Genomic DNA, 22,886 nt, shown 5'->3' on the forward strand with positions numbered 1-22,886 from the left:
GCATGCCAGGCGAAAACCCAGGCGTGCTTGGCGCTCTACCGTCCTTGGCTCATGCGGCCGGCTGGGCCTGCTGTTTGCGCACATATCTGGAATAGGCCCAGACGATCGCCGCAACAGCCGCAATCAGCCCGAGCGACAGAAGTGGCCTGACAGCGAACCAGCCGATGGCAATGACGGTCACGCCGACGGCGATCGCCAGCACGAAGGAGATGAGACCGGTCCCGAAACCGATCAGCGAGCCGACGAACGGGATGACGTCGCCAATCACGCTGAAGATGCGGAAGATCAGAGCAAAGCCGATGAACAGACCGAGTATGCCAGCCACGCGGATGACCCAGGTGAGGATGACGTTCTCCGTCTGGCTGTCGGCGAACATCTTGTCCGAGGTCTCGCGACCGGCGGCGAGCAGGAAGAGCGTGTAGCCGTTTCCTGTGGTGTATTCCGCCAGGCGGTCGCCCTTCTGCATGGCAACGATGCTGACGTCCGGCAGCACGATCTTTTCGAACCGGATGCGGGTATCGCCAATCTGCGGAGCCTTCTCATCGGCCCCGAAATAGAGCGCCTGCGTAACGGCTCGGCCTTCGCCGGGATAGCCAAGCGCTTCGGACGCCTGGGCTGCAGTCTCGTCCGTGATCGGCAGAGCCTGCCGCGCCCCCACGGAGGCGATCTGCGAGCCGGCGACGCTAAAGGCACCCAATTTGGCCGTCTCTACCAGCGTTTCGGTCGACGCCAGCCAGAATTCCGGGTTTTCATGTCCCGCTGATTCCTGGAATTTCGAGGAGTCCAGTGCGTCCTCGCTCCATTCCTTGGAATAGGTATAGGTGGTCACGGTCTCTTCGCCACCGCCGAGCTTCTTTTCCGTCTTGCTGCTCTTCTCCTCGACCCACTGATACATCTCGACCTTGCGAGCGAGGCCGATCACGCCGCTTGCACTGAGGCCGGTATCCGGATCGACGACATCTCCCGCCGGAACCACCGCGCTTTCGATGTGAATGAGCTTGCCCTCGAGCGCCGGATCGATCCGCGCTGCATCGGCTTGAACGACGATGGACTGGCCTTCCACGAGCGACTCATAGGTCGCGACCGACCGTCCCTCGTTCCAGAACAGCGCGACGATTGCCACGAGAAGTAGAATGAATCCGAATACTGCACCTGTCAGCGCCCCACCCAGTCGTGAAAACCAAGATGTCGACGTCTTTGTTACCACATTCATGGCTGTCCCCCATTGTTTAGTGCCATGCCCACCTGATCGGCTTTCTAGCAACTTTCGCCAAGGGTGGAAGTTCTTATCTTGGGGGGAAATCGACTGAAGCAGCGAAACTTGGCTTCTGTCTTGGCCGGATGGATCAGGCTCCTGCTGCAGCCTGATCCCTCTTGTCCGTGTTGTGCCGCCTGAGCGGTTAAGCCGCCTTCCAGTCGAAGGGCAGGGGGGCCTCGCGGAAGGCGAATCGATCGAGATGACTGGCTACCACGCCCTGATAGGTTTCAAGCTCCGCGGCATCTTTGGTGTCGATCCGCACCGTGAGGCTCGACGAATCGCTCTGCATCGATGCCGTCGCTTCGGGAAACTTCACGACGGCCTTGTGATTCTGCTCGTCCAGCTCGACATCGAGCTTGTGGGCCCAATGCTTGCAGAGTTGCTGCAGGTATTTCCAGCCGTTTTCGGTCGGGACCGTTGTCGTCGATGTTGCCATGGTCAAAGCCTTTCGATCTTGCCGACCGCTTCGTCGAGGATGCGGGCGACCTCCAGTTGGGTCTCGCGAGACGTCGTCTCGCGCGACAGACAGTCGTGCAGAGCCTGCTTCAGATTGTGCATGGCGCGACGCACGGGGGCTGCATCGGTTCTTTCGCTGACTTTCGCAAGAGCCGTCAGCCGTCCGATCGCGGTTGCCACCTCATCGGCCCGCTCGGAGAGATGCTGACGGCCGGCCTCGGTGATGGTCATCAGCTTGCGCGGACCATCGCTCTCCAGCTCTTCTGCAAGCCCCATGTCGAGGAGCAGCGTCATGGTCGGGTAGACCACGCCAGGCGAGGGGGCATAGGCGCCGCCGGACAAGCTCTCGATTTCGCGGATCAGGTCATAGCCATGCCGCGGTTGGTCCTCGACCAGCTTCAGGAGGACAAGGCGTAGCTCGCCGCCCTCGAACATGCGTCGACGCTCACCTCCGCGTCCACGCGGGCCCCCGCCCATCGATCCGCCAAAGGGGCCGCCATGACGCATGGCAAACATGGCCTGGCGGAAGGCGAAGAGGGGATTGCCGCGTTCCCCGCGGCCGTGATGGCAATGTCTCATGATCCGGTCTCTTTCTCTGTTGGAATTGCATCTAAGATATATCTTAGAGCGCTCTGTGCAAGAGGTCCGCCAGATTTTTTGGCAAATCCGCTGCTTTGAGCTTGTTATGCGGGAAGCCTATGATGCGAAGGGAATCGGGACAGGGAGAAACAGGATGGGCGAAAAGCGGCACGAATACCGGGTCACGGTCACCTGGCAGGGCAATGCGGGCACGGGAACCTCGGGCTATCGCGACTACGGACGCGACCACCTGATTTCCGCCGAGGGCAAGCCCGATCTCCTAGGCTCCGCCGATCCTGCCTTTCGGGGTGATCCCAAGCGCTGGAACCCGGAGGATCTGTTCCTCGCCTCCCTCTCGGCCTGTCACAAGCTCTGGTATCTGCACTTCTGCGCCGTCTCCGGCGTCATCGTGATCGCCTATGAAGACCAGGCGGAAGGCGTGATGGAGATGGATGCCGATGGCACGGGACGCTTCACGGATGTCGTGCTGAGGCCAACCGTCACGATCAAGCGCGGGACCTTCCCGGAGCTCGCGCTCGAACTGCATGGCGATGCGCACGAAAAATGCTTCATCGCCAATTCCGTCAACTTTCCGGTACGCTGCGAGGCCAAGATCGTCGAGGCGTAATCAGCGGAGGATTACTCCCGAAGCGCGGCGATCAGCGCCCGCAGCGCCGGAGGCGATTGTCGGCGGCTCGGATGATAGATGTGGAGGCCGGGGAAAGGTACGCACCATGCGTCCAGCACTTGGATGAGGCGTCCGTCCGCAATCTCGTCCGCCACCTCTTCCTCCATCATGAAGCCGAGGGCAGCCCCAGCCCGCACGGCGGCCGCCATCAAAGCCCCGTCATTGGCGATGAGTTGCCCTGATGTGCGGATGCGAAACTCCCGCCCATCCTCCTCGAAATCCCAGGCCATGACTGCACCGGTTTTCAGCCGGAAGCCGACACAGATATGGTCCCTGAGATCAGCCGGTGTCTGTGGCGGTGGGTATCTTTCGAAGTAGGCGGGGGTGCCGACGACGATCGTCCGCAATGTCGGACCAACGGGGACTGCGATCATGTCCTGGTCGACCGACATGTGGAAGCGGATACCTGCATCGAAGCCTTCGGCTACAATATCCGTCAGCCGATCCTCGACGTTCACTTCAACTTTGATGTCCGGATGCTCAAGCAGGAAGCCCGGCAGCTTCTGCATCAATACGGTCTGCGCCGCATAGGTCGATGCGGTCACCCGCACCGTGCCGGACACCCGGTTTCGCCAATGGGCGAGCGACGCCAGGCCCTGCTCGATGCTGGCGAGTGCGGGCGCGACCGTGTCCAAAAGGCGTTCTCCCGCCTCGGTCGGCGCAACGCTACGGGTGGTGCGTGCAAGCAGCCGAACGTCGAGCCTGGCTTCGAGATTGCGCATCGCATGGCTAAGGGCCGACGGCGAGATGCCGAGCTTTGCGGCCGCGCGGGTAAAGCTGCGTTCGCGGGCAACTGTCGCAAAAGCCAGGAGATCGTTGAGTTCGTTGCGTTCCATTCATGAACTCTGCTCACAGGCGCATGCTGGGTGCAAGCGCTAATGCCGGAGGTGGGTCCGGTCTATCTATCGGCAGGAATGACACAGTCCCGCGAGGAGCACGACACATGAGCCTGACCCACTATCGCACTCTCGGCCGATCCGGCCTCTCCGTCAGCCCCCTGGCACTCGGAACCATGACCTTCGGCGCTGCCGGCTGGGGTGCCGGTGAAGCCATGTCCCGAAACCTCTTCGATGCCTATGTCGACGCTGGCGGCAACTTCATCGATACGGCCGACATCTATTCTGGCGGCCGGAGCGAAGAAATGCTGGGACGGTTCATGGCCGAAAGCGGTCTTCGTGATCGTCTGGTGATTGCCACGAAATCCGGATTTGCGCGTGGCAATGGCAACCCCCATCTGGGCGGCAATGGCCGCAAGAACATCCGTCAATCCCTCGAAGCATCGCTGAAGCGGCTGCAGACAGACCATGTCGACATGTACTGGGTCCATGTCTGGGATCGCACCACCCCTGTAGAGGAGGTCTTGCTGACCCTCACCGATGCCGTGAGGGACGGCAAGATCCTGCATTACGGTTTCTCCAATACGCCGGCCTGGTATGTCTCGCGGCTGGCGACCCTGGCCGAAGCGCATGGCCTGCCGAGACCGATCGGCCTGCAATACGGCTATTCGCTGATTGATCGCGCTGCCGAACTCGAGCTTGTGCCCGCCGGCCGGGAGCTTGGCCTCGGGCTCGTGCCCTGGAGCCCGCTCGCCGCCGGACTGCTGACGGGCAAGTACGGTCGTGAGATGCTGGCCGAGGCCGGGCGCCTGCCGGCAATTCCGAGCGAAGCGGGCAACGAGGACACTGGACGATCCGAGGGGCGCCTGGCCGGCGACAACCCCTTCGGCGGCATGTTGTTTACCGAGCGCAACTTCGCAATCGTCGACGCGCTGCGCGCCGTGGCTAACGATCTCGGACGCGCGATGGCGGAAGTCGCTCTCGCCTGGGCGGTCGGGCGTCCGGGCGTTTCCTCGGTGCTGCTGGGAGCGAGCCGGCCGGAGCAACTGGCCCAGAACCTCGCCTCCCTCGACGTTGTTTTGCATGCGGACCATCTCGCGGCGCTGGATGCCGCGAGCGCCCTGCCGCTGCTCAACCCCTATTTCATCTTCCAGATGCCAACGGCGACCTTCTTTGGCGGTCAGACCTTGGACGCCTGGCGGCCCTGAACGAAATCGGGCGGCCCAAGGGCCGCCCGACTATCCTTTGTTTACTGGAATGCCGTCTCAAAGAAACTTCTGAGCTTGCGCGAATGCAGCTTCTCGGTCGGCATGGCACCGAGCTTTTCGAGCGCGCGGATGCCGATCTGGAGATGTTGGCTGACCTGCGTTTTGTAGAAGGCGGTCGCCATGCCCGGCAGCTTGAGTTCGCCATGCAGCGGCTTGTCGGAGACGCAGAGCAGCGTTCCATAGGGCACGCGGAAGCGGAAGCCGTTGGCGGCGATCGTCGCCGATTCCATGTCGAGTGCAATGGCACGTGCCTGGGACAGCCGCTTTACCGGGCCGCGCTGGTCGCGCAGTTCCCAGTTGCGGTTGTCGATCGTGGCGACCGTGCCGGTGCGCATGATGCGCTTCAGTTCGAAGCCCTCGTAGCCGGTGATCTCCTCGACGGCGTCTTCCAGCGCAAGCTGCACTTCCGACAGCGCCGGGATCGGTACCCAGACCGGCAGGTCGTCGTCGAGCACGTGATCCTCGCGCATATAGGCATGCGCCAGCACATAGTCGCCGAGCCGCTGGCTGTTGCGCAGCCCCGCGCAATGGCCGAGCATGAGCCAGGCATGCGGGCGCAGAACGGCGATATGGTCGGTGATCGTCTTGGCGTTTGAGGGGCCGACGCCGATATTGACCATGGTGATGCCGGCATGGCCCTTCTTCTTCAGGTGATAGGCCGGCATCTGCGGCAGACGTCCTAGCGCCACCCCCTCGGTCGGCTCAGCATGGCCTGATGGCGTCAGGATATTGCCCGGCTCGACGAAGGCCGTGTATTCGCTGCCGCCTTCCGCCATCAGCTTGCGGGCATAGGCGCAGAACTCATCAACGTAGAACTGGTAGTTCGTGAACAGCACGAAGTTCTGGAAGTGGTTGGCACTCGTTGCCGTGTAATGCGATAGCCGCGCCAGCGAATAATCGATGCGCTGGGCGGTGAACGGCGCCAGCGGATGCGGTTCGCCGGGCAGCGGCTCGTATTCACCATTGGCGATTTCGTCATCGGTGACGGTCAGATCGGGCGTGTCGAAGATGTCACGCAGTTGCATGTCGGCCAGACCGCCCGCGGAAGCCTCGACATGGGCGCCCTCGCCAAAGGCGAAGTGCAGCGGGATCGGTGTGGTGGATTCCGAAACGGTGATCGGCACCTGGTGATTGCGCATGAGCAGCCCCAGCTGTTCCTTCAGGTAGTGCCGAAACAGTGGGGGTCTGGTGATGGTGGTCGTATAGATCCCCGGCGATGTGACATGGCCGTAGGAGAGACGGCTGTCGACATGACCGAAGCTCGTCGTCTCGATGCTGACCTGCGGATAGAAGGACCTATACCGCCCCTCGATCGCGCCGCCCTTGGCCAGCGCCGAGAAGGCATTGATCAGGAAGTTGGTGTTGCGCTCATAAAGCGCGGTCAGCGCGTCCACGGCGGCAGTGGCATCCGTGAAGACCTGAGGCGCGAAGGACTCGGGGCTGATGGTGTTCAGGGCGGCGGGAGATGAGATTCGTGTGTTCATGACGCATTATAGGAGACCAAGCTTGACAAGCAAACGACGTCCGCAACGGTGCGTCAAGATTCTTTGCGGAGCGTCTCGGTGTTGCCGACCACAATCAGAATGTCGGACGGCAGCTGTTGAGACCGGTTGGCGCGCAGCTTGCGACGAGGCCCGAGGACATGTGTCGGACGCTGGGCTGGCTGCTGACCACCAGCTGGCCGAAGGCGAAGGCGAACATTGCCATTGTGAGCGAGATGATGGTGAAGCGCCGTGCCAGCCTGTTCATGTCCTTGCTCCTTTCCGATCTGTTGAGACCGGTTTTAGCGGAACGGGTCTGAATGCGGCCTGAGATGCAAGTTCATCTGGCATTCAGAAGGGTTAACCGGCATTTCCCTTTGTCGAACTTGCGGTGATAATGGACATCAGCGGGCACCGCCCCGCCATCTTTCCTTCCGGAAATGCCGTGCGACTGGTGCACCGTCGCCGTCCGACATGGCCTTCCGGCAACCGTGGTGACAGCCATGAATGACACTGCCCAGCAACCCATCCGCTTCGGCCGGATTGCAGCCATGCTGCCCGTCGCCGACATGAAACGCGCGACCGACTTCTATGTCGGTGTGCTCGGCTTCGAGAACGTCTTTGAAAACGGCAATCCCGTCGGCTTCATGATTCTTGAGAAAGACGGGGCCGAACTGCATCTGACCTTGCAGCCGGACCACAAGGCGCCCGCATTCAACGTCGCACACATGATGGTGGAGAATGTCGATGTGCTGCATGAACTGATCCAGAGGCAGGGCCTGCGGATCATCAAGCGGCTTCAGGACAAGGACTATGGCCTGCGGGCCTTCGTCTTTGCGGATCCGGATGGCAACCGCATTGATGTCGGTCAGCCCATCTGACGCATCGCGAGAATAGAAAAGGGGCGCCGGTTGCAGCCGGCGCCCCATGTCGATGGTCGTCTGTCCGATGCCTCAGAGGCGCGTCCAGGTCTGGCTCTTGCAGAGCACGGCCATGACGCAGCCCTTCATCTTGAGCGAATTGCCCGAAACCGAGCCGGAGCCGGAATAGGTCTTGTCGGTTTCCGGGTCTGTGATCTCGCCCTTGTAGCTGTCGCCGCTGCCGGCCAGCTTGCCGATCTGCTTGCCGCTGTGCTCGCCGCTCTTCAGCGTCACGCAGAACGAACCGCCGCAGGGAGCGATCTGGGCGGTGGCGCCGGAAGCCGTCTTCCAGTTGCCTTCGATGGGCTCGGCGGCCTGGGCGGTGAAGGCCGAAAGCGCGAATGCTGCCGCAATGATGATGGAACGCATGGTCTGAACTCTCCTCCCGAGATGATGGTGCTCTCCCGTGGTCGGAGACGGTCCTCTCCGCAGCCGGTCCAACGGTTAAGAATAATCTTACGCACACGTAAAGGTAAAATGCAATCCGCCGTGAAAAGGGAGCGGTGGAAAGGTGCTGATCACTGCAAATCCGGCGTTTTTGCAGAATGCCTTCCGAAATCGTGGTGAAGAATCCGTTGATTTGCCAGCGTGAAGCATTCGTAAAATTTGCGACAAAATCCTTGAGTTGCAAGGCCTGTGATACTTAACGGAATCCGAAGTTTACGAAGCTTTTGTACTTTGTTTTCAGCAAATTAAGGATGCATTTTAAGCGAGTTTTGAAGCCCGTTTGGCATAGTGAACCCATCAAACGAGCAGGGAAAAACCCCGCCAAACCCGACCGACACGAGAATGACCGGACAAAGATCCGGCGCCGTTTCGGAAGGGCCCGCAAGGGAAAACAGGGACGACTGAGAAACTAGGCAAACAGGGACAAAACCAATGGCACGCTTTGAAATGCACAATTCCGAAAATGCCACGATGGGTGGCGAAACCCGGGCCGACGTCTTCCGCGACATGGGCCTGATGTATGCGACCGGTCGCGGTTGCCCTGTTGACCTGGTGTCGGCACACAAGTGGCTGAACATCGCCGCGATCAAGGGCTGCGACCGCGCCGCTGAACTTCGCGCCGATCTCGCCCACAGCATGACGAAGTCCGAGCTCGCCGAGGCGCTCCGTGCCGCCCGCGAATGGATGACCATGCACTGACCAATTCCGGCCGCACCAGCGGCAGGGCATCACTAGAATAACCCGAGTGGGGAACGTGGCGGGGACCTTTGGACGGGGCCAGGGCCAACACTTTTCAAGACCGCGACCGGCAGGGACAAGGCCGGCGCGGTCTTCTTCATTGCTGGAAAGTCAGCCGAGGGCCTTGAGCACCTTCGGCAAAGCCTCCTCGAACAGATCGATGTCGGCGGGCAGTCCCGTCGAGACGCGGATGCAGCGGTTGAGCGGGGCGACGCCTGGCATGCGGATGAAGACGCCGTGCTCCATCAGGCCGTCAACGATGGCCCGGGCATAGACGCCGTCGCGCCCGGCATCGATGGCCACGAAATTGGTCGCCGAGGGCAGAGGCTCGAGGCTGTTGGCCCGCGCGATCGCGGCGATCCTGTCTCTCGTCGCCCTGATCCGCCCGACAATCTCGCTGAGATAGTCCTGATCACGCAGGGCGGCGAGCGCGGCTTCGGTCGAGAGGCGTGGCATGCCGAAATGGTTGCGGATCTTGTCGAAGGCCGAGACTGTACCCGGCGTGCCGATGCCGTAGCCCACGCGCGCGCCGGCAAGCCCGTAGGCCTTGGAGAAGGTGCGGGTGCGGATGACATTCGGCAGATCGATCAGCGCATCCGCCGCCGGGATCGAACCTTCCGGAGCCGTCTCGCTATAGGCCTCGTCGAGAACGAGCAGGGTCGTCGACGGAAGGGCACGGGCGAAGGCGACGATGCTGCCAGCATCCCACCAACTGCCCATCGGATTGTCGGGATTGGCGAAATAGACGAGCGGAGCGTCTTCCTGGCGTACAAGCGCCAGAAGCGCATCGAGATCCTCGCGGTCATCCCGGTAAGGCGCCGTAACCAGGCGTCCGCCGAACCCGTTCACATGGAAATTGAAGGTCGGATAGGCGCCAAGCGAGGTCACGACCGGCATGCCGGGTTCGATCACCAGCCGCACGATCAGGCCGAGCAGGTCGTCGATACCCTCGCCGATGACGAAGTTTTCGGGCCTCAGATGAAGATGCGCAGCAAGCGCGTTTTTCAGGGCATGGTTTTCCGGGTCATTGTATTTCCAGATCTCACCCGACTTTTCGGCGATGGTGGAAAGAACCGATGGCGCCGGGCCAAAGCCGCTTTCATTGGCGCCGATGCGGGCACGAACGGTAAGGCCGCGCTGGCGCTCAATGGCTTCCGGCCCGACAAAGGGCACCGTGGCGGGAAGCGAGGCGGCAAGCGGCGTGAAGCGAGAAAATGCGGTCATGAAGAAGTGGCATCCGGCAGGTGGGTTCAGTCCGAATACCATAGGAGGCGCTGCGGCCAACGCAAGGCCCGGAAGGAGCCTCGCGCAACTCGATCATGTCATGAAGGAGATCAGCGACCCAGGCGTGCGCCTGCGCCGTTCTGAAACGGTCTGAGCGGTGTATTGACCGCGTCGCCGAGCAGGAAGTCGGCGCGGACAATCCGATGCAGCATATGTTCGGAAATGGGCGCGATGAACTTCACGCCCACGCGGCTCCCATTGCGATAGACCTCGGCACAGCCAATGCGATCGGCAAGCCCGACGATCTGCAGATAATAATGAGAGGAGAGGCCGATCGCCGTGGTGAGCTCGAGCGCAGCACCGCCTTGGGAGATGTCGACGACCTCACAGCTGCGAATGGTGATGCCCGTCAGGCCCGGTCTGACCGACATGACCTTGGCCGGCCGGCGAACGTAGAAGCGCTCCCATTTGCGCTCGTACATTTCAGAGCTCACTCCAGCCAGATGCGTCGCATTCTCCATCGCCATGAGCGGCTCCCCAAATTTTCCTGTATCTTACTGTGAGGGCTAATATTTGCAGTAGCATCAATAAGTTCGTTCAAATTTTAAAGGCTGCGAATATTCGACTTTAAAAATGCGGCCGGGACGTCTCGCACGGGATCGCACCGCGACCTGATCGCATCCCACTGCCAACACTCACGCGTTGCCAAACCGATCAGTGGCTGGTTTCGAAGGACAGGCGGACCACGTGATGGAGGAATTCCGGGTCGATCAGCATGTTGAAGCCGACCGTCAGCTTCTCGGCCTCGCGGCGGATCAGCGTGCAACCGATGTCATCATGGATGCCGAGAATCTCCAGGAAGAAATTCGGCGGCACCTGCACATGCGGCGAGACGTCGAGTTCGGCGCCGTAGAGAGAGATCGTGCGGATGAGGCAGCGCTGCGAGCGGGCCATGCTGAGGTGGTGACCGACGAAGACGATCTTGCCCGGACGGTCAATCTTGAACTTCTCGAAAATCTGATCCCTGGGGATGTCCGATTTCGCGTCAGGTATCCTCTGCAAGGGCATGTCACCCTCCTACAGCGTCAAGTTACACTGACACTCTAGGCCATGGTCCTTACCGGATCGTGCATGCAATCTTTCAAATTGCACGCTTCACTCCAATTGTTGAGCTTTGACAGCGGTTTCGCCCGCTCGACACCTGTCCCGATCTGGGGCTTTGCCCCAGCTTGGCCAAGAACGCGCGCCCTTGGACGGTGCGTCGCTCACATGCAAAGGCAAGACCGAATGGTGCCGGACAAACTTGACCGCAAATCGCCACAAAGCTAGGCGTTGCTGCGCCCTTCGCTGGTCAATCGGCCGCGATTCCGGCGGGGCATGAAGCAGCAGGGAGTGGACATCGTGACGGAACGACTGGTGATTGTCGGAGCGGGACAGGCAGGATTTGCGCTGGCGGCGAAACTGCGCGCGTTGAAGGACGACCGCCCGATCATGCTGCTGGGCGCCGAACCCGTTCTTCCCTACCAGCGACCGCCGCTTTCCAAGAAGTATCTGCTCGGCGAGATGACCTTTGATCGCCTGATGTTTCGGCCCGAAACCTGGTTTGCCGAAAATGAGGTCGATATCCGCTTGTCGACCCCTGTCGAGGCAATTGATCGCGAAAAGCGCGTCGTCAAGCTGTTTGATGGCAGCGATATCGCCTACGGGACCCTCGCTCTGGCAACCGGAGCGACACCACGCCGCCTGCCGGCTGCCATCGGCGGCGATCTCGACGGCGTCTACACCGTCCGCGACAAGGCCGATGCCGATCGCCTGACGACCGAGATGAAACCCGGCCACAAGCTGTTGATCATTGGGGGGGGGTACATTGGTCTGGAGGCTGCGGCCGTTGCCCGGAAGCTGGGGCTGGATGTTACGCTGATTGAAATGGCGGATCGCATTCTTGCCCGTGTGGCGGCTCGGGAGACGGCGGATGCCATCCGAGCGATCCACGAAAGGGAAGGCGTGCGCATCCATGAAAAGACCGGTCTGACCCGGTTGATGGGCGAGGAGGGCAGGGTGCGGGCTGCTGAACTAGCAGACGGCCGGGTGATCGATGTCGACATGGTCATCGTCGGCATCGGCGTCAGTCCCAACGATCGCCTTGCCGCCGATGCCGGCCTTGAGGTTCAGAATGGCATCGTCGTCGACAGTTTCGGTCGCACCAGCGATCCGGCCATCTTTGCCATGGGTGACTGTGCCGTTCAGACGTGGAAGGGCGAGCAGGTCAGGCTTGAATCGGTGCAGAATGCGGTCGATCAGGCGGAGGCCGTTGCCGCGACCATGGCCGGAAGCTCCGAGCCCTATCGCCCGAAGCCCTGGTTCTGGTCCGATCAGTATGACGTCAAGCTGCAGATCGCCGGCTTCAATCTGGGATATGACAGGACGGTTCTGCGCCCAGGAGCCCGCGAGGGAAGTTTGTCGATCTGGTATTTCCAGGGGGATGCGCTGATCGCCGTGGACGCCATCAATGACGCCAAGGCCTATGTGACAGGCAAGAAGCTTCTTGACCTCGGACGATCCGCCGATCCGGTGATGATCGAAGACCCGGCATTCGACCTGAAGGGCTTGATAGCCTGAGGCCACGGATCCGCCGTCGCTGACGGGGCAGGGCAGGAGATCACCCTGTAAAACGAAGGGCCGGACAAGGCCGGCCCTGTGGCATTTTAGATCGCCGTATCCCTCACGAAGCTGCCGCACGTTCCAGGATGGGCACGCACATGTCGAGATCATGCGACGCCAGGTGCGCGTAACGCATGGTCATGGAGAGCGTCTGATGCCCGAGCCACATCTGGACACGGCGGATATCGATGCCGCCCTGAACCAGCCGCGATGCGCATGTGTGACGCAGCACATGCGGCACGACATCCTTGTCGTCTTCGAAGCCCACCGCGTCCTTGGCATTGTGCCACGCAACGCGGAAACGCTGCTGATCGATCTCGGCGAACGGACCGGAGTAACGACGGTCTGATGCTTCGATGGCCGCAAGAGCCCGGTGGGTGAGGGGCACCGAGCGCGAGCGGCCGGATTTCGTCACCCAGAAGGTCACGCGGTCCTTGTGAATGTCGCCCCAACGCAGGTTCAGACCTTCGCTGAGACGGGCGCCGGTATCGACCAGGAAGAGGCAGAACCGGTAATAAAGCTCAGAATGCGCCCGGATTTCGGAGAACAGGAGATCCTCCTCATCCTTGTCGAGGAAGCGGATGCGGCCCGCTTTCTCCTTCTGGCGCTTGAATTCAGGCAGACTGTGAACGTCTCCCATTTTGGACGCCTTTCGCAGCAGTTTGCTTAAGGCCGCCATCTTTCGGTTGATGGTGGCATTGCTGTTACCGCGTTTGCGCAATTTGCCGATCAATTGGTCGAGCATCTCCTGGGAAAAAGTCGAGAAGCTCGGAAAATCAAGGAGATCGTGAAGCTCTCCGATAAAATTGGTTACGTTATATTTGTGGCTGCCATTCATCCATAACAGGTCGCCATACTTGCCGAACAGTTCGCGCAAGGTGGTCTCGCGCACCTCGTGCAGGATCGTTCCCTGTCTGTATTGATAATGAACCGAATAATCGGGCACGCCTGAAAAGACGTCAAAACCCGCTGCGGCCGGCATTTCCACCTGCATAGATCCCCCAAATTTCCCTTTTTGGCGAGCACGCGAACGGGCTCACCGCCCGTCCCCACGGGCTTACATATCGTTATATCTTATAAAAAGTATAGTGCAGAATCGCACAAACTTTTCCGGAATGGCTCGCTTCAAGCCTGACAAATGCTTTCAGATGCACTCCTTTGATTTGACTGCAACGTCACGAAGATGTCGCTAACCCCCTCAAAAGATTGAAATCGGGGGCAGCGGTCTTGAGTTACGGCGAAGGGTCCGGCTTGCAACAAGCCGAACCCCACACTTTTTCGTAATCCGCTGTGGATTAGAACGAACGGATCAGGCGAACGAAGCCGGTCCAGTCCTTGCTGTCGCCCTTGTTGTAGTCGACAGTGGTGTCGAGCGTCAGGCCAGAGGCGATCGAGTAGGAAGCGAGAACGCCACCGGTGGTGTAGTCGACGTTGTTGAACTGCTCAACGAAGTTAACCGACGGGGTGATCTTCAGCTTTTCGGTTGCCTGGAAGCCGTAAGCAGCGCCAACGGTCCACTCAACGGTCGAGACGTAGTGCGAAACGCCGGATGCCCATGCGCCGTACAGTTCGAAGGTGCCCGGGCCTACGCCAGCAGCAACCTTACCAACGACGTAGCCTTCGTCGGCCTTGGTGTCGAAGCCGCCCCAGAGGGTGACGGTTGCAACGCCGAGCGTGGCGGAAGCGAGACCCTGTACGCCGAATGCGCCGTCAGCCTGACGGAGTTCGTCAACGCCGAGACCAACGGTGAACGCGTCAGCCGTGTAGGTGTAGCTGGCCGAGTCGAACTTGGCATTGGTGATGAAGGTATCGTTTTCGCCGGTGATGCCGATGTCGTCAGCCCAGGTCAGGAAGTAACCAGCCTTGAAGCCACCAACGGTCAGGTAAGCCTGGTCGAGGACGACGCCCTGCGTACCGTCGCTGGTGCCTTCGAGACGGATGTAGGAACCGATGGTGCCAACTTCCGAGTCGTTCTTGGATTCGATGACGAGGCGAGCGCGGGTCTGGAAGTCGTCGGTGTTGCGGGTAGCAACGGCGTTGCTGTTGTTCCAGTCGTAAGCGAAGCGAACTTCGCCGCCGATCTTGAGGCAGGTTTCAGTGCCGGGGATGTAGAAGTAGCCGGTGCCGAAGGCGTCGCAAACGCGAACGTATTCCATGGGCTCGGGCTCAGCAGCGACGATTGCGTCAGCAGCCTGAGCGCCGGAAACTACTGCGAGAGCAGCAGCGGAGCCGAGAAGAAGGCTCTTGATGTTCATTATTGACCTCCAGTCAAGTTTCGTATGGGTCTGGGTTATTTGGCTGAAGGACAGCATTCCCTGCCCCATCCCCGTCGGTTTCAGAAGACGGACGATCCACCGCCTCGCTTCCGAGGTTGAAAATACAAAACCCGGTCGGTCATGCAATCACCAAACAGTCGAATGGAGGAAAAGGCGATGCCCTTCCACTCCGGCTGTTGCGAAAAGGCCACAAACCGCCCTCCGAGGGTCCACATCCATTTACGGTTTGTTAAGAAAAGCCAGAAAAAACCGCCGCTTACATCGAGTGATTGGCATTTCCCCCTAATGTTGAGAGGGAGCCAGGCTTCCCAATTTGGCACAGGATTCCGCGAAAAGTTGCAGTTAGAACCTTCCTGCCTCGCGGCCTGGCTGCATTGTTCCGTCCTTCATTTCCGGATCCTGGCAGAGAAAATCGGCGTGAGATGGTCCCCGACGTGACAGAATCATGTCCAGAGGACGGCCCGATTCGACCGACGCGCTCGCCGGCGGGACAATCAGCCGCCTTAAGTCTGGGCGTTCTAAAATGTTGAGAGCAGATAAAAGGCCTTGCAATCACCGATTCAAGCAAATAATCAGGCGGCACCGGAGAGGTGGCCGAGTGGTCGAAGGCGCTCCCCTGCTAAGGGAGTATACGTCAAAAGCGTATCGAGGGTTCGAATCCCTTCCTCTCCGCCATCATGATTTTTCCTTTCAGACGAACGAGACTGACTGCGCCGGCATTCGCTGCTGCGCTGCCAAGGTCGTGACATCACGCTTCAGCGAGCTCCGGCAAGAGGCTCCGCGTGGCCAGGCCGACTGGTGATCTGGCGCGTCGCGGCTGCCGGCGAGATTCCGGAGAACAGGCCAAGTGTCTGAAACATAACATTTAAAGCGACTCTTCGGCCGGCACTGCCTCCATAATTGACTGGAGGTCAATAATGAACATCAAGAGCCTTCTTCTCGGCTCCGCTGCTGCTCTGGCAGTAGTTTCCGGCGCTCAGGCTGCTGACGCAATCGTCGCTGCTGAGCCCGAGCCCATGGAATACGTTCGCGTTTGCGACGCCTTCGGCACCGGCTTCTTCTACATCCCCGGCACCGAAACCTGCCTCAAGATCGGCGGCGAAGTTCGTTTCGCTTATGACTGGAACAACAACAACGCTCCGCGCCGCGTTAACGGCGTTGACACCGGCATCAACACCGACGACTTCCAGACCCGCGCTCGCGTAAACTTCACTGCGACCAACGACTCTGAAGTTGGCGTCATCAGCTCCTACATCCAGCTCGAAGCGACTTCGGACGCAACCAGCTTCGTCATCGACCAGGCTTACCTGACCGTTGGCGGCTTCAAGGCCGGTCACTTCAACACCTTTGCTGACGACATCGGCATCTCCGGTGAAAACGACACCTTCATCTCCGCCGCCAAGTTCGACGCTGTAAACTACGTCTACGCAACCGACGCATTCACCGTTGGTCTCGGCGTTGACGAACTCCGTCAGGCTGACGGCGCATTCGGCGTACAGGGCATGGCTTCGGCTACCCTCGGCGTTGCAACCCTCACCCTCTGGGGCGGTTACGACACCAAGGCTGACGAAGGCTACATCTCCGGTAAGGCTTCGGCTGCTGTAGGTCCGGGCACCTTCGAACTGTACGGCGCATGGGCTTCGGATCGTTCGGCTTACGTCTCCACCGTCGAGTGGACCGTTGGCGCTGCTTACGGCTTCCAGGCAACCGAAAAGCTGAAGATCACCCCGTCGGTTAACTTCGTCGAGCAGTTCAACAACGTCGACTACACCACCGGTGGCGTTCTCGCTTCCTACGCTATCGCCTCTGGCCTGAAGCTCGACACCACTGTCGACTACAACAAGGGCGACACCAAGGACTGGACCGGCTTCGTTCGCCTGATCCGTTCGTTCTAATTCGATCTCCAGATCGGATAAGGGGAGCCCGGCCTAGTGCCGGGCTCTTCTGTTTTGGCGCTGGCCTTGAACGGACGTTCGAAAGTCAGGCCGCCGACTTCGCCTCGCTCCTCAGGAAATCTGCCAGCTGCTCGGCGAGGCCGCCAAGATGCAAAAGCGGTGCATGACCCTGGCCCGAGGCTTCGATCGCCACGCAATCGGGATGTCGCCGTGTCATGTCCTCGACGGTTTCCGGCGACAGCAGCCTCGAATGCTCCCCTCTGATAACCATCAGCGGGATATCCCGGAACTGCGCAAATGGCGCCCAAAGATCGGGAAACGGTTGGCTGAGGTCGGCGGCACGGAACTGCTCTGCTATGGCAGGATCGAAATCGGCAACCCATCGACCGTCAATCTCCCGATAGAGCGCCCGCGCCATCTGCCCCCAGTCGCGCGCATCGAGCAAGGGAAACTCCGCACCATGGGTCATCAGCAGGATCTCTGCCGCCTCTCCCATACTCGTCGGCGTCGGCCGGTTGCCGAGATAGGCCTGGATCTGCCGCAAGCCTTCCAGCTCCAGCACCGGGCCGATATCGTTTAGCACCAGCCGTTCGATCCGCGCGAGACGCGTCATCGCAAGGATATGCAGGATGAGCCCGCCGCGCGACGTGCCGATGAAGGCGGCCCTCTCTATGCCCAGTTGGTCGAGCACCGATATGACGTCACCGGCTTCGACAGGGATCGTATAGCGTTCCGGCTGCGGATCCCGATCCGAAAGCCCGCGTCCGCGCGAGGAAATGGCTATGATCCGTCGGTCATGGGGAGCCTCTGCCAAAATGCGGGCGAGGTCCTCGAAGTCCAGCACATTGCGCGTCAGCCCCGGCAGGCAGATGATTGCAGTGCCGGGATTGTTCTCGCCGTGAACACGGACATGCAGCTTCAAGCCATCCGCCACGGTGATGAAACGGTCGATTGCTCCGCCCATCCGCCTTCTCCCCTGCTGTGATGGTGCAAGCCTAGCCGAGGCTCGGCCACCCGTCATCAGCCAAGTCAGGGGGCAGGGCGCCTAACGACCGAAGCGCAGGTCATGCACGATATCGGTCTTCTGGCCGAGACGGCTCTTGTAGACCTGGTAGTTCTCCATGACCCGCATCACGTAATTGCGGGTTTCCGGAAAGGGGATGCGCTCGATCCAGTCGACGACCTCGTCGATCGATTTGCCGCGCGGATCGCCATATCGGCCGATCCATTCCGGCACCTTGCTCGCGCCGGCATTGTAGGCGATGAAAGTGAGCACATAGGAGCCATCGAAACGATCGATCTGCTCGCCGAGATAATGCGCTCCGAGTGTGGCATTGAAGCCCGGATCCCGTGTCAGTTTTTCCGGCGCATAGGCCAGGCCGTGCCGGGCGGCAACGCCGCGCGCGGTCGATGGCAGGAGTTGCAGCAGGCCGCGCGCATCGGCCGGCGAGACGGCCGCCGGATTGAAGGCGCTCTCCTGTCGGGCAATGGCATAGGCCAGCGCCTTGCCGGAGCCGGCGATATTGGCGGAGGAGGGGATGACGCCGACGGGGAAGGCGAGTGCCGGCACGTCGATCCCGCGAGCATAGGCGGTCTTGCCGATCTGCAGCGAAAGCTGATGCCCGCCTTCGGATTTCTCAGCCCGAGCGCTCAAGAGCGCAAGCTCGCCGGGGCTCTCCAGCTGATCGGCCAGCGCCCGGTAGAGGCTCTGCGCCCGCCAGCCGTGGCCTGCCGCTTCATAGCGGGCGATCGCCTGCACGGCTTCGCGCTGCGTAAAGCGGGTCCGGTCCGCCTGGCTGGGTCGGGGATAAGGGATCGCGATGCCCGGTCTGTCGATTCGGGCGGCCGCGAGCTGGCCGTAAAACGTACTGGAATGTTCTGCGGCGCGGGCGAAATACTCCTGAGCCTTGCGATCGCGCGACACCTCGGCGGCACGGCCCAGCCAGTACCACGCCCGGCTTGCCGACAGCGGCCGATTGGAGACCTCGAGGATACGCGCGAAATGCCGGCTTGCCGTCTCCGGATCATTCAGCGCGCGCAGCGCAAACCAGCCGGCATGGAATTCGGCATCGGCGACATCGGTCGCCTCCGTGGCAACATGACTGGAAACGATGCGATAGGCTTCACGGAACTGGCCGAGATCGGCGAGCCCACGGGCAATAATGCGCTGCTCGTCCCACCAGGCCCCGGTGTTGACGAGGGCGGCTCGCTCGCGCGGCATCCGCGACAGAAGCTTGGCCGCTTCCTCGAATTTCTGCTGGCGGCGCAGGTTTTCAATCCGGATGAAGAGCAGCGCCGGATCGTTGCGCCACTTGCCATCCACGGCCTGGATCAGCCCGCCGACATTGTTAGCCTTCGCGATCAGCCCCGCCCAGGCCTTGTAAAGGGATTGCGCCTCACCGAGCGATGCAAAGCGCTTGGCCTGTCTGGCGCGCTCGCGATACATCAGATAGTCCATTCGGGCGCGGTGATCAGCCGGTCCGAGCAGACCGGAAAACTCTTCCAGAATGCGGTCTTCCGTCGCCTCGTCCAGCGCCTCCGTGCGCCAGAGGTTGCGGATCAGGCTGGCCGCCTTGCCGCGATCTCCGGAGGCGAGATGCGCACGTGCAAGAAGTCTCGTGCCCTCGGTCGTTTCCGGCGCGGTGTTGCCAAAGGCCGCAAGGACCCGTTCTGCCGGTGGATTTTCGCGAAACAGCGCCTTTTCCGAATTGGCGCGGAAGGATTTGAGCCCTGGCCAGCCTTGAAGCTGCCGCTGGGCGGCGGCGATTTCGGACGCCGGCACGTCGCGCAGGCCCGACATCGCGATCGACCAGGTCAGCATCTGCCGGTCGAGGCCCTCGGGCATCCGGTTGCGGATCGAGATGGCCCGTGCGCCATCCTTGTCGGACAGCGCATCCAGGCCGGATTTCAGCTGCGGACTTGCACTGGCAAGCCGTTCACCGCGCGGAATGGTTCCCGTCGTCTCCAGCGACGGCCGCTCTGCCTTGGTCGCGGCGAAGCCCAGCGGCTTCATCGCCGGGACGGGGACATCCGAAAGCGCGCCGGCACTTGTCGCGGCAAGAAGCGCGGCAAGTCCCAGTCCGAGAGCAGAACCATAAAGAACAGGCTTCGTCATTCACACACCAGAACCATCCATCATGCGCGAGAGTAGGCCGTCGCCGTGGTTACCAAAAGCTTAAAACAACCGATCACATTCTCTCGAACGAAGCCGCGGAAATCTGTCACAAATCTCCTGCGGATGCGCTTGTCGCACCTGATGGTGCGCAGTAATGTGCCCCCGATTTAATCTGAGAATGAGGCCGAAGCGTGGATCTCGGCGCTCGAGGAGTTCATTGCATGTATCAGGGATCCATTCCCGCACTCGTCACGCCGTTCACCGACCAGGGCGCCGTCGACGAACAAGCCTTTGCCGCCCATGTCGAATGGCAGATCTCTGAAGGCTCGACTGGCCTCGTGCCCGTCGGCACCACCGGTGAATCGCCGACCCTGTCGCACGCCGAACACAAGCGCGTCGTCGAGCTCTGCGTCGAAGTGGCCGCCAAGCGCGTGCCCGTGATTGCAGGCGCCGGCTCCAACAACACGCTTGAGGCCATCGAGCTTGCCCAGCATGCCGAAGCCGTCGGCGCCGATGCGCTGCTCGTCGTCACCCCCTATTACAACAAGCCGACCCAGAAGGGCCTGATCGCCCATTACAAGGCGATCGCCGAAGCCGTCTCGCTGCCGATCATCATCTACAACATCCCCGGCCGCTCGGTGATCGACATGTCGCCGGAGACGATGGGCGCGCTCGCCAAGGCGCACAAGAACATCGTCGGCGTCAAGGATGCGACCGGCAAGATCGAGCGCGTCTCCGAACAGCGCATCACCTGCGGGCCGGATTTCGTCCAGCTCTCGGGCGAGGACGCAACGGCCCTCGGCTTCAACGCCCATGGCGGCGTCGGCTGCATTTCCGTCACCGCCAATGTCGCCCCGCGCCTCTGTGCCGAATTCCAGGCTGCGACGCTCGCAGGCGACTATGCCAAGGCGCTCGCCTACCAGGACCGCCTGATGCCGCTGCACAAGGCCATCTTCATGGAGCCCGGCCTCTGCGGCGCGAAATATGCGCTGAACCGCACCCGCGGCATGAACCGCAAGGTCCGCCTGCCGCTGATGGCAACGCTGGAAGCCTCGACGGAAGCCGCGATCGACGCGGCGCTGAAGCATGCGGGACTGGTGAACTGAGGGGATGATGGGAAGGCCGGCGGAGACGCCGGCTTTTTTGATTCTGCCGAGCGGAAGTTGTATCAGCCGCAAACCATGGGCTGACGGTGTCTTAGCAGAATGCGGTTGTGCCTCAGAATTCTTCCCAGTGATTATCGGCTTTGAGCGCTGCATTGCCTTGTATCCCATGCGCCACTTTGCCGGTGCTCCTGACTTTGAGCGGCACGACTGGCTTTGACTCGACGGGGGCAGTCGAGAATGCAAGACGAGCAGAATCGGCTTCTGCGCCGATGTTAAATTGGCTGAGCAGAGCGAAAAGCTGTTCCGCTTCGCGCGCCAGGCTATGCGAAGCGGCAGTCGTTTCCTCGACCATGGCCGCATTTTTCTGAGTGCCTTGATCCATCGTGTTGACGGCGGTGTTGATTTCTTTCAGCCCTGTCGCCTGTTCCCGGGACGCATCGACAATGGCACCGACATTGCTGTCGACATGGATCACCTGGCTGACAATCTCCTGAAGTGCTTTGCCAGTGTTGCCTACGAGGGCAACGCCGCTCTTAACGTGGTCATTCGAGGTGTTGATCAGTTCCTTGATCTCCTTGGCCGCTTTTGCAGAACGCTGGGCGAGCTCCCGGACTTCCTGGGCAACGACCGCAAAGCCCTTGCCGGCCTCTCCAGCGCGGGCTGCCTCGACACCGGCGTTCAGCGCCAGAAGGTTTGTCTGAAAGGCGATTTCATCGATCACACCGATGATGTTGCCGATCTCGCCGGCGGACTGCTCGATCTTTCCCATCGCCTCGACCGCCTGTCCGACGACCCTGCCGGAGTTTTCGGCATTGTCCTTTGTCCGCCGCACCAGTGAACCGGCCTCTTGAGCCTTCTGGCTGGAATCGCCGACGGTTGTCGTGATTTGCTCAAGGGCTGCCGCAGTTTGCTCGACCGAGGCAGCTTGCTGCTCTGTCCGCTTGGACAATTCGTTTGATGCAGCCTGAATCTGTTGGGACGCAGCGGCAATGGCGCCGGCATTGTGGGAGATCGTCCGCAGCGTATTTCGAAGCTTCGCGGACGCTTCGTTGAAATCCAGGCGAAGCTTCTCAAGTGCCGGCAAGAACGGTGAGCGAAGCTCTTGTGTGAGATCGCCGGAAGAGAGGTGTTGGAGGGCTTCCGCCAGTTGTTCGACGTTTCGAACGCGCTCGGAAACATCAGTGGCGAATTTCACCACCTTGAATACCTTCCCGTTCATGTCGAATATCGGATTGTAGGAAGCTTGGATGTACACCGGCTTACCGCCCTTGCCGAAACGCTTGAACTCGTCGGCCTGAAATTCGCCATCAGCCAGTTTCTTCCAGAACAGACGGTAGTCGTCAGTTCTGACATAGGCAGGGTCACAGAACATGGAATGATGTTTTCCTCGGATCTCGGAAAGGTCATAACCCAACGTCCTCAGGAAGTTCTCGTTCGCAGTGATGATCTCGCCGTTCGGCAGGAATTCGATGACCGCCTGCGCCCGCGACAGCGCTTCCAATTTGCCGCGCTCTTCGGCGGCCTGCAGTTTCTGCTCCGTTATGTCGGTGGCAAATTTCACGATCTTGTAGAGTTTCCCATTTCGGAAAACGGGGTTGTAGGACGCCTCGATCCAGATTTCGCGACCGTCCTTCGCCAATCGCTTATACTGACGTCGATCGAACTTGCCCTCTGCGAGCCTCGCCCAGAAGTCTCGATAGTCTTGGCTGTTGGCTTCAACCGGATCGACAAAGGTTCGATGATGCTTTCCGACGATTTCTGACAACTGATAGCCAAGTGCCTTACAGAAGTTCTCGTTGGCCGTGATAATCGTGCCGTCAACTTCGAACTCGATGATGGCTTGCGACTTCCCCATCGCGCTCATCATAGCCTTGGCGTCATTACTACCAAACCCGAACATTTCATCGCCCCCAAAAGTGGGATTGCCAACTTCCAGTC

Annotated in this window: 22 protein-coding genes and 1 tRNA gene; 8 read left to right on the forward strand and 15 right to left on the reverse strand. The window is 60.6% G+C overall.

Translation table 11 applies throughout. The features are described from left to right. Positions 1–49 precede the first annotated feature (49 nt). The 3 genes from H6M51_RS16475 to H6M51_RS16485 form a co-directional block, all read right to left on the reverse strand. Positions 50–1,213 (reverse strand): TMEM43 family protein, encoded by a 1,164-nt coding sequence (locus H6M51_RS16475; protein WP_185810909.1) that lies wholly within the window; start codon positions 1,211–1,213, stop codon positions 50–52. Positions 1,214–1,400: 187 nt separating this feature from the next. Then, complete coding sequence (locus H6M51_RS16480) at positions 1,401–1,694, reverse strand: DUF2218 domain-containing protein (RefSeq protein ID WP_185810910.1); 294 nt, start codon at positions 1,692–1,694, stop codon at positions 1,401–1,403. 2 nt (positions 1,695–1,696) lie between these two features. Then, a complete protein-coding gene (locus H6M51_RS16485) occupies positions 1,697–2,293 on the reverse strand; it encodes a PadR family transcriptional regulator (RefSeq protein ID WP_185810911.1) in 597 nt (198 codons plus the stop codon). Positions 2,294–2,447: 154 nt separating this feature from the next. On the opposite strand from H6M51_RS16485, the gene H6M51_RS16490 reads away from it, so the two are divergent. Next, the gene (locus H6M51_RS16490) at positions 2,448–2,921 is read left to right on the forward strand and encodes an OsmC family protein (RefSeq protein WP_185810912.1); all 474 of its coding nucleotides are present in this window, start codon (positions 2,448–2,450) and stop codon (positions 2,919–2,921) included. Positions 2,922–2,932: 11 nt separating this feature from the next. Here H6M51_RS16490 and H6M51_RS16495 read toward each other — a convergent pair whose 3' ends face one another. Continuing rightward, positions 2,933–3,817: a LysR family transcriptional regulator gene (locus H6M51_RS16495; RefSeq protein ID WP_185810913.1), complete on the reverse strand. Its 885-nt coding sequence runs from the start codon at positions 3,815–3,817 to the stop codon at positions 2,933–2,935. Positions 3,818–3,924: 107 nt separating this feature from the next. On the opposite strand from H6M51_RS16495, the gene H6M51_RS16500 reads away from it, so the two are divergent. Continuing rightward, complete coding sequence (locus tag H6M51_RS16500; protein ID WP_185810914.1) at positions 3,925–5,025, forward strand: aldo/keto reductase; 1,101 nt, start codon at positions 3,925–3,927, stop codon at positions 5,023–5,025. Between the two features lie 41 nt (positions 5,026–5,066). On the opposite strand, the gene H6M51_RS16505 is transcribed toward H6M51_RS16500, so the two are convergent. Next, positions 5,067–6,569 (reverse strand): AMP nucleosidase, encoded by a 1,503-nt coding sequence (locus H6M51_RS16505; protein WP_185810915.1) that lies wholly within the window; start codon positions 6,567–6,569, stop codon positions 5,067–5,069. A 94-nt stretch (positions 6,570–6,663) separates the two neighbouring features. Beyond that, entirely contained in the window at positions 6,664–6,834 is a 171-nt protein-coding gene (locus H6M51_RS16510; protein ID WP_185810916.1) for a hypothetical protein, read from the reverse strand. A 235-nt stretch (positions 6,835–7,069) separates the two neighbouring features. Here H6M51_RS16510 and H6M51_RS16515 point away from each other — a divergent pair, with 235 nt between their 5' ends. Next, entirely contained in the window at positions 7,070–7,447 is a 378-nt protein-coding gene (locus H6M51_RS16515) for a glyoxalase superfamily protein (protein WP_185810917.1), read from the forward strand. A 72-nt stretch (positions 7,448–7,519) separates the two neighbouring features. Here the strand turns inward: H6M51_RS16515 and H6M51_RS16520 are convergent, their stop codons facing one another. Next, positions 7,520–7,855 carry a DUF2147 domain-containing protein gene (locus H6M51_RS16520; protein ID WP_185810918.1) on the reverse strand — a complete coding sequence of 112 codons (336 nt, stop codon included), beginning with the start codon at positions 7,853–7,855 and terminating at the stop codon, positions 7,520–7,522. 510 nt (positions 7,856–8,365) lie between these two features. Between H6M51_RS16520 and H6M51_RS16525 the strand changes: the two genes are divergently transcribed. Further along, positions 8,366–8,632, forward strand: a complete 267-nt coding sequence (locus tag H6M51_RS16525) for a sel1 repeat family protein (RefSeq protein ID WP_185810919.1) — start codon at positions 8,366–8,368, stop codon at positions 8,630–8,632. A gap of 150 nt (positions 8,633–8,782) precedes the next feature. On the opposite strand, the gene H6M51_RS16530 is transcribed toward H6M51_RS16525, so the two are convergent. From H6M51_RS16530 to H6M51_RS16540, 3 genes are all read right to left on the reverse strand, one after another. Continuing rightward, positions 8,783–9,895: a pyridoxal phosphate-dependent aminotransferase gene (locus H6M51_RS16530; protein ID WP_185810920.1), complete on the reverse strand. Its 1,113-nt coding sequence runs from the start codon at positions 9,893–9,895 to the stop codon at positions 8,783–8,785. Positions 9,896–10,005: 110 nt separating this feature from the next. Then, entirely contained in the window at positions 10,006–10,422 is a 417-nt protein-coding gene (locus H6M51_RS16535) for a PilZ domain-containing protein (protein ID WP_185810921.1), read from the reverse strand. A 187-nt stretch (positions 10,423–10,609) separates the two neighbouring features. Then, positions 10,610–10,963 carry a hypothetical protein gene (locus tag H6M51_RS16540; protein WP_185810922.1) on the reverse strand — a complete coding sequence of 118 codons (354 nt, stop codon included), beginning with the start codon at positions 10,961–10,963 and terminating at the stop codon, positions 10,610–10,612. A 333-nt stretch (positions 10,964–11,296) separates the two neighbouring features. Between H6M51_RS16540 and H6M51_RS16545 the strand changes: the two genes are divergently transcribed. After that, entirely contained in the window at positions 11,297–12,514 is a 1,218-nt protein-coding gene (locus H6M51_RS16545) for an FAD-dependent oxidoreductase (RefSeq protein ID WP_185810923.1), read from the forward strand. Between the two features lie 103 nt (positions 12,515–12,617). Here the strand turns inward: H6M51_RS16545 and H6M51_RS16550 are convergent, their stop codons facing one another. Both H6M51_RS16550 and H6M51_RS16555 read right to left on the reverse strand, forming a co-directional pair. Next, positions 12,618–13,550 carry a site-specific integrase gene (locus H6M51_RS16550; protein ID WP_185810924.1) on the reverse strand — a complete coding sequence of 311 codons (933 nt, stop codon included), beginning with the start codon at positions 13,548–13,550 and terminating at the stop codon, positions 12,618–12,620. 301 nt (positions 13,551–13,851) lie between these two features. Then, a complete protein-coding gene (locus H6M51_RS16555) occupies positions 13,852–14,811 on the reverse strand; it encodes a porin (RefSeq protein ID WP_185810925.1) in 960 nt (319 codons plus the stop codon). A 605-nt stretch (positions 14,812–15,416) separates the two neighbouring features. On the opposite strand from H6M51_RS16555, the gene H6M51_RS16560 reads away from it, so the two are divergent. Together H6M51_RS16560 and H6M51_RS16565 are read left to right on the forward strand one after the other, a co-directional pair. After that, positions 15,417–15,507: transfer RNA gene (locus H6M51_RS16560), tRNA-Ser, on the forward strand. Between the two features lie 242 nt (positions 15,508–15,749). Further along, entirely contained in the window at positions 15,750–16,727 is a 978-nt protein-coding gene (locus H6M51_RS16565) for a porin (RefSeq protein ID WP_185810926.1), read from the forward strand. Between the two features lie 85 nt (positions 16,728–16,812). Here H6M51_RS16565 and H6M51_RS16570 read toward each other — a convergent pair whose 3' ends face one another. Then, positions 16,813–17,691 (reverse strand): alpha/beta fold hydrolase, encoded by an 879-nt coding sequence (locus tag H6M51_RS16570; protein ID WP_185810927.1) that lies wholly within the window; start codon positions 17,689–17,691, stop codon positions 16,813–16,815. Positions 17,692–17,772: 81 nt separating this feature from the next. Continuing rightward, positions 17,773–19,842 carry a lytic transglycosylase domain-containing protein gene (locus H6M51_RS16575; protein WP_185810928.1) on the reverse strand — a complete coding sequence of 690 codons (2,070 nt, stop codon included), beginning with the start codon at positions 19,840–19,842 and terminating at the stop codon, positions 17,773–17,775. A 221-nt stretch (positions 19,843–20,063) separates the two neighbouring features. Here H6M51_RS16575 and dapA point away from each other — a divergent pair, with 221 nt between their 5' ends. Next, entirely contained in the window at positions 20,064–20,948 is an 885-nt protein-coding gene (gene dapA, locus H6M51_RS16580; RefSeq protein ID WP_185810929.1) for a 4-hydroxy-tetrahydrodipicolinate synthase, read from the forward strand. 112 nt (positions 20,949–21,060) lie between these two features. Here the strand turns inward: dapA and H6M51_RS16585 are convergent, their stop codons facing one another. Beyond that, positions 21,061–22,848: a PAS domain-containing methyl-accepting chemotaxis protein gene (locus H6M51_RS16585; RefSeq protein ID WP_185810930.1), complete on the reverse strand. Its 1,788-nt coding sequence runs from the start codon at positions 22,846–22,848 to the stop codon at positions 21,061–21,063. Positions 22,849–22,886: the final 38 nt, after the last annotated feature.

Source organism: Rhizobium sp. AQ_MP (assembly GCF_014237835.1).
Taxonomy (GTDB): Bacteria; Pseudomonadota; Alphaproteobacteria; order Rhizobiales; family Rhizobiaceae; genus Allorhizobium.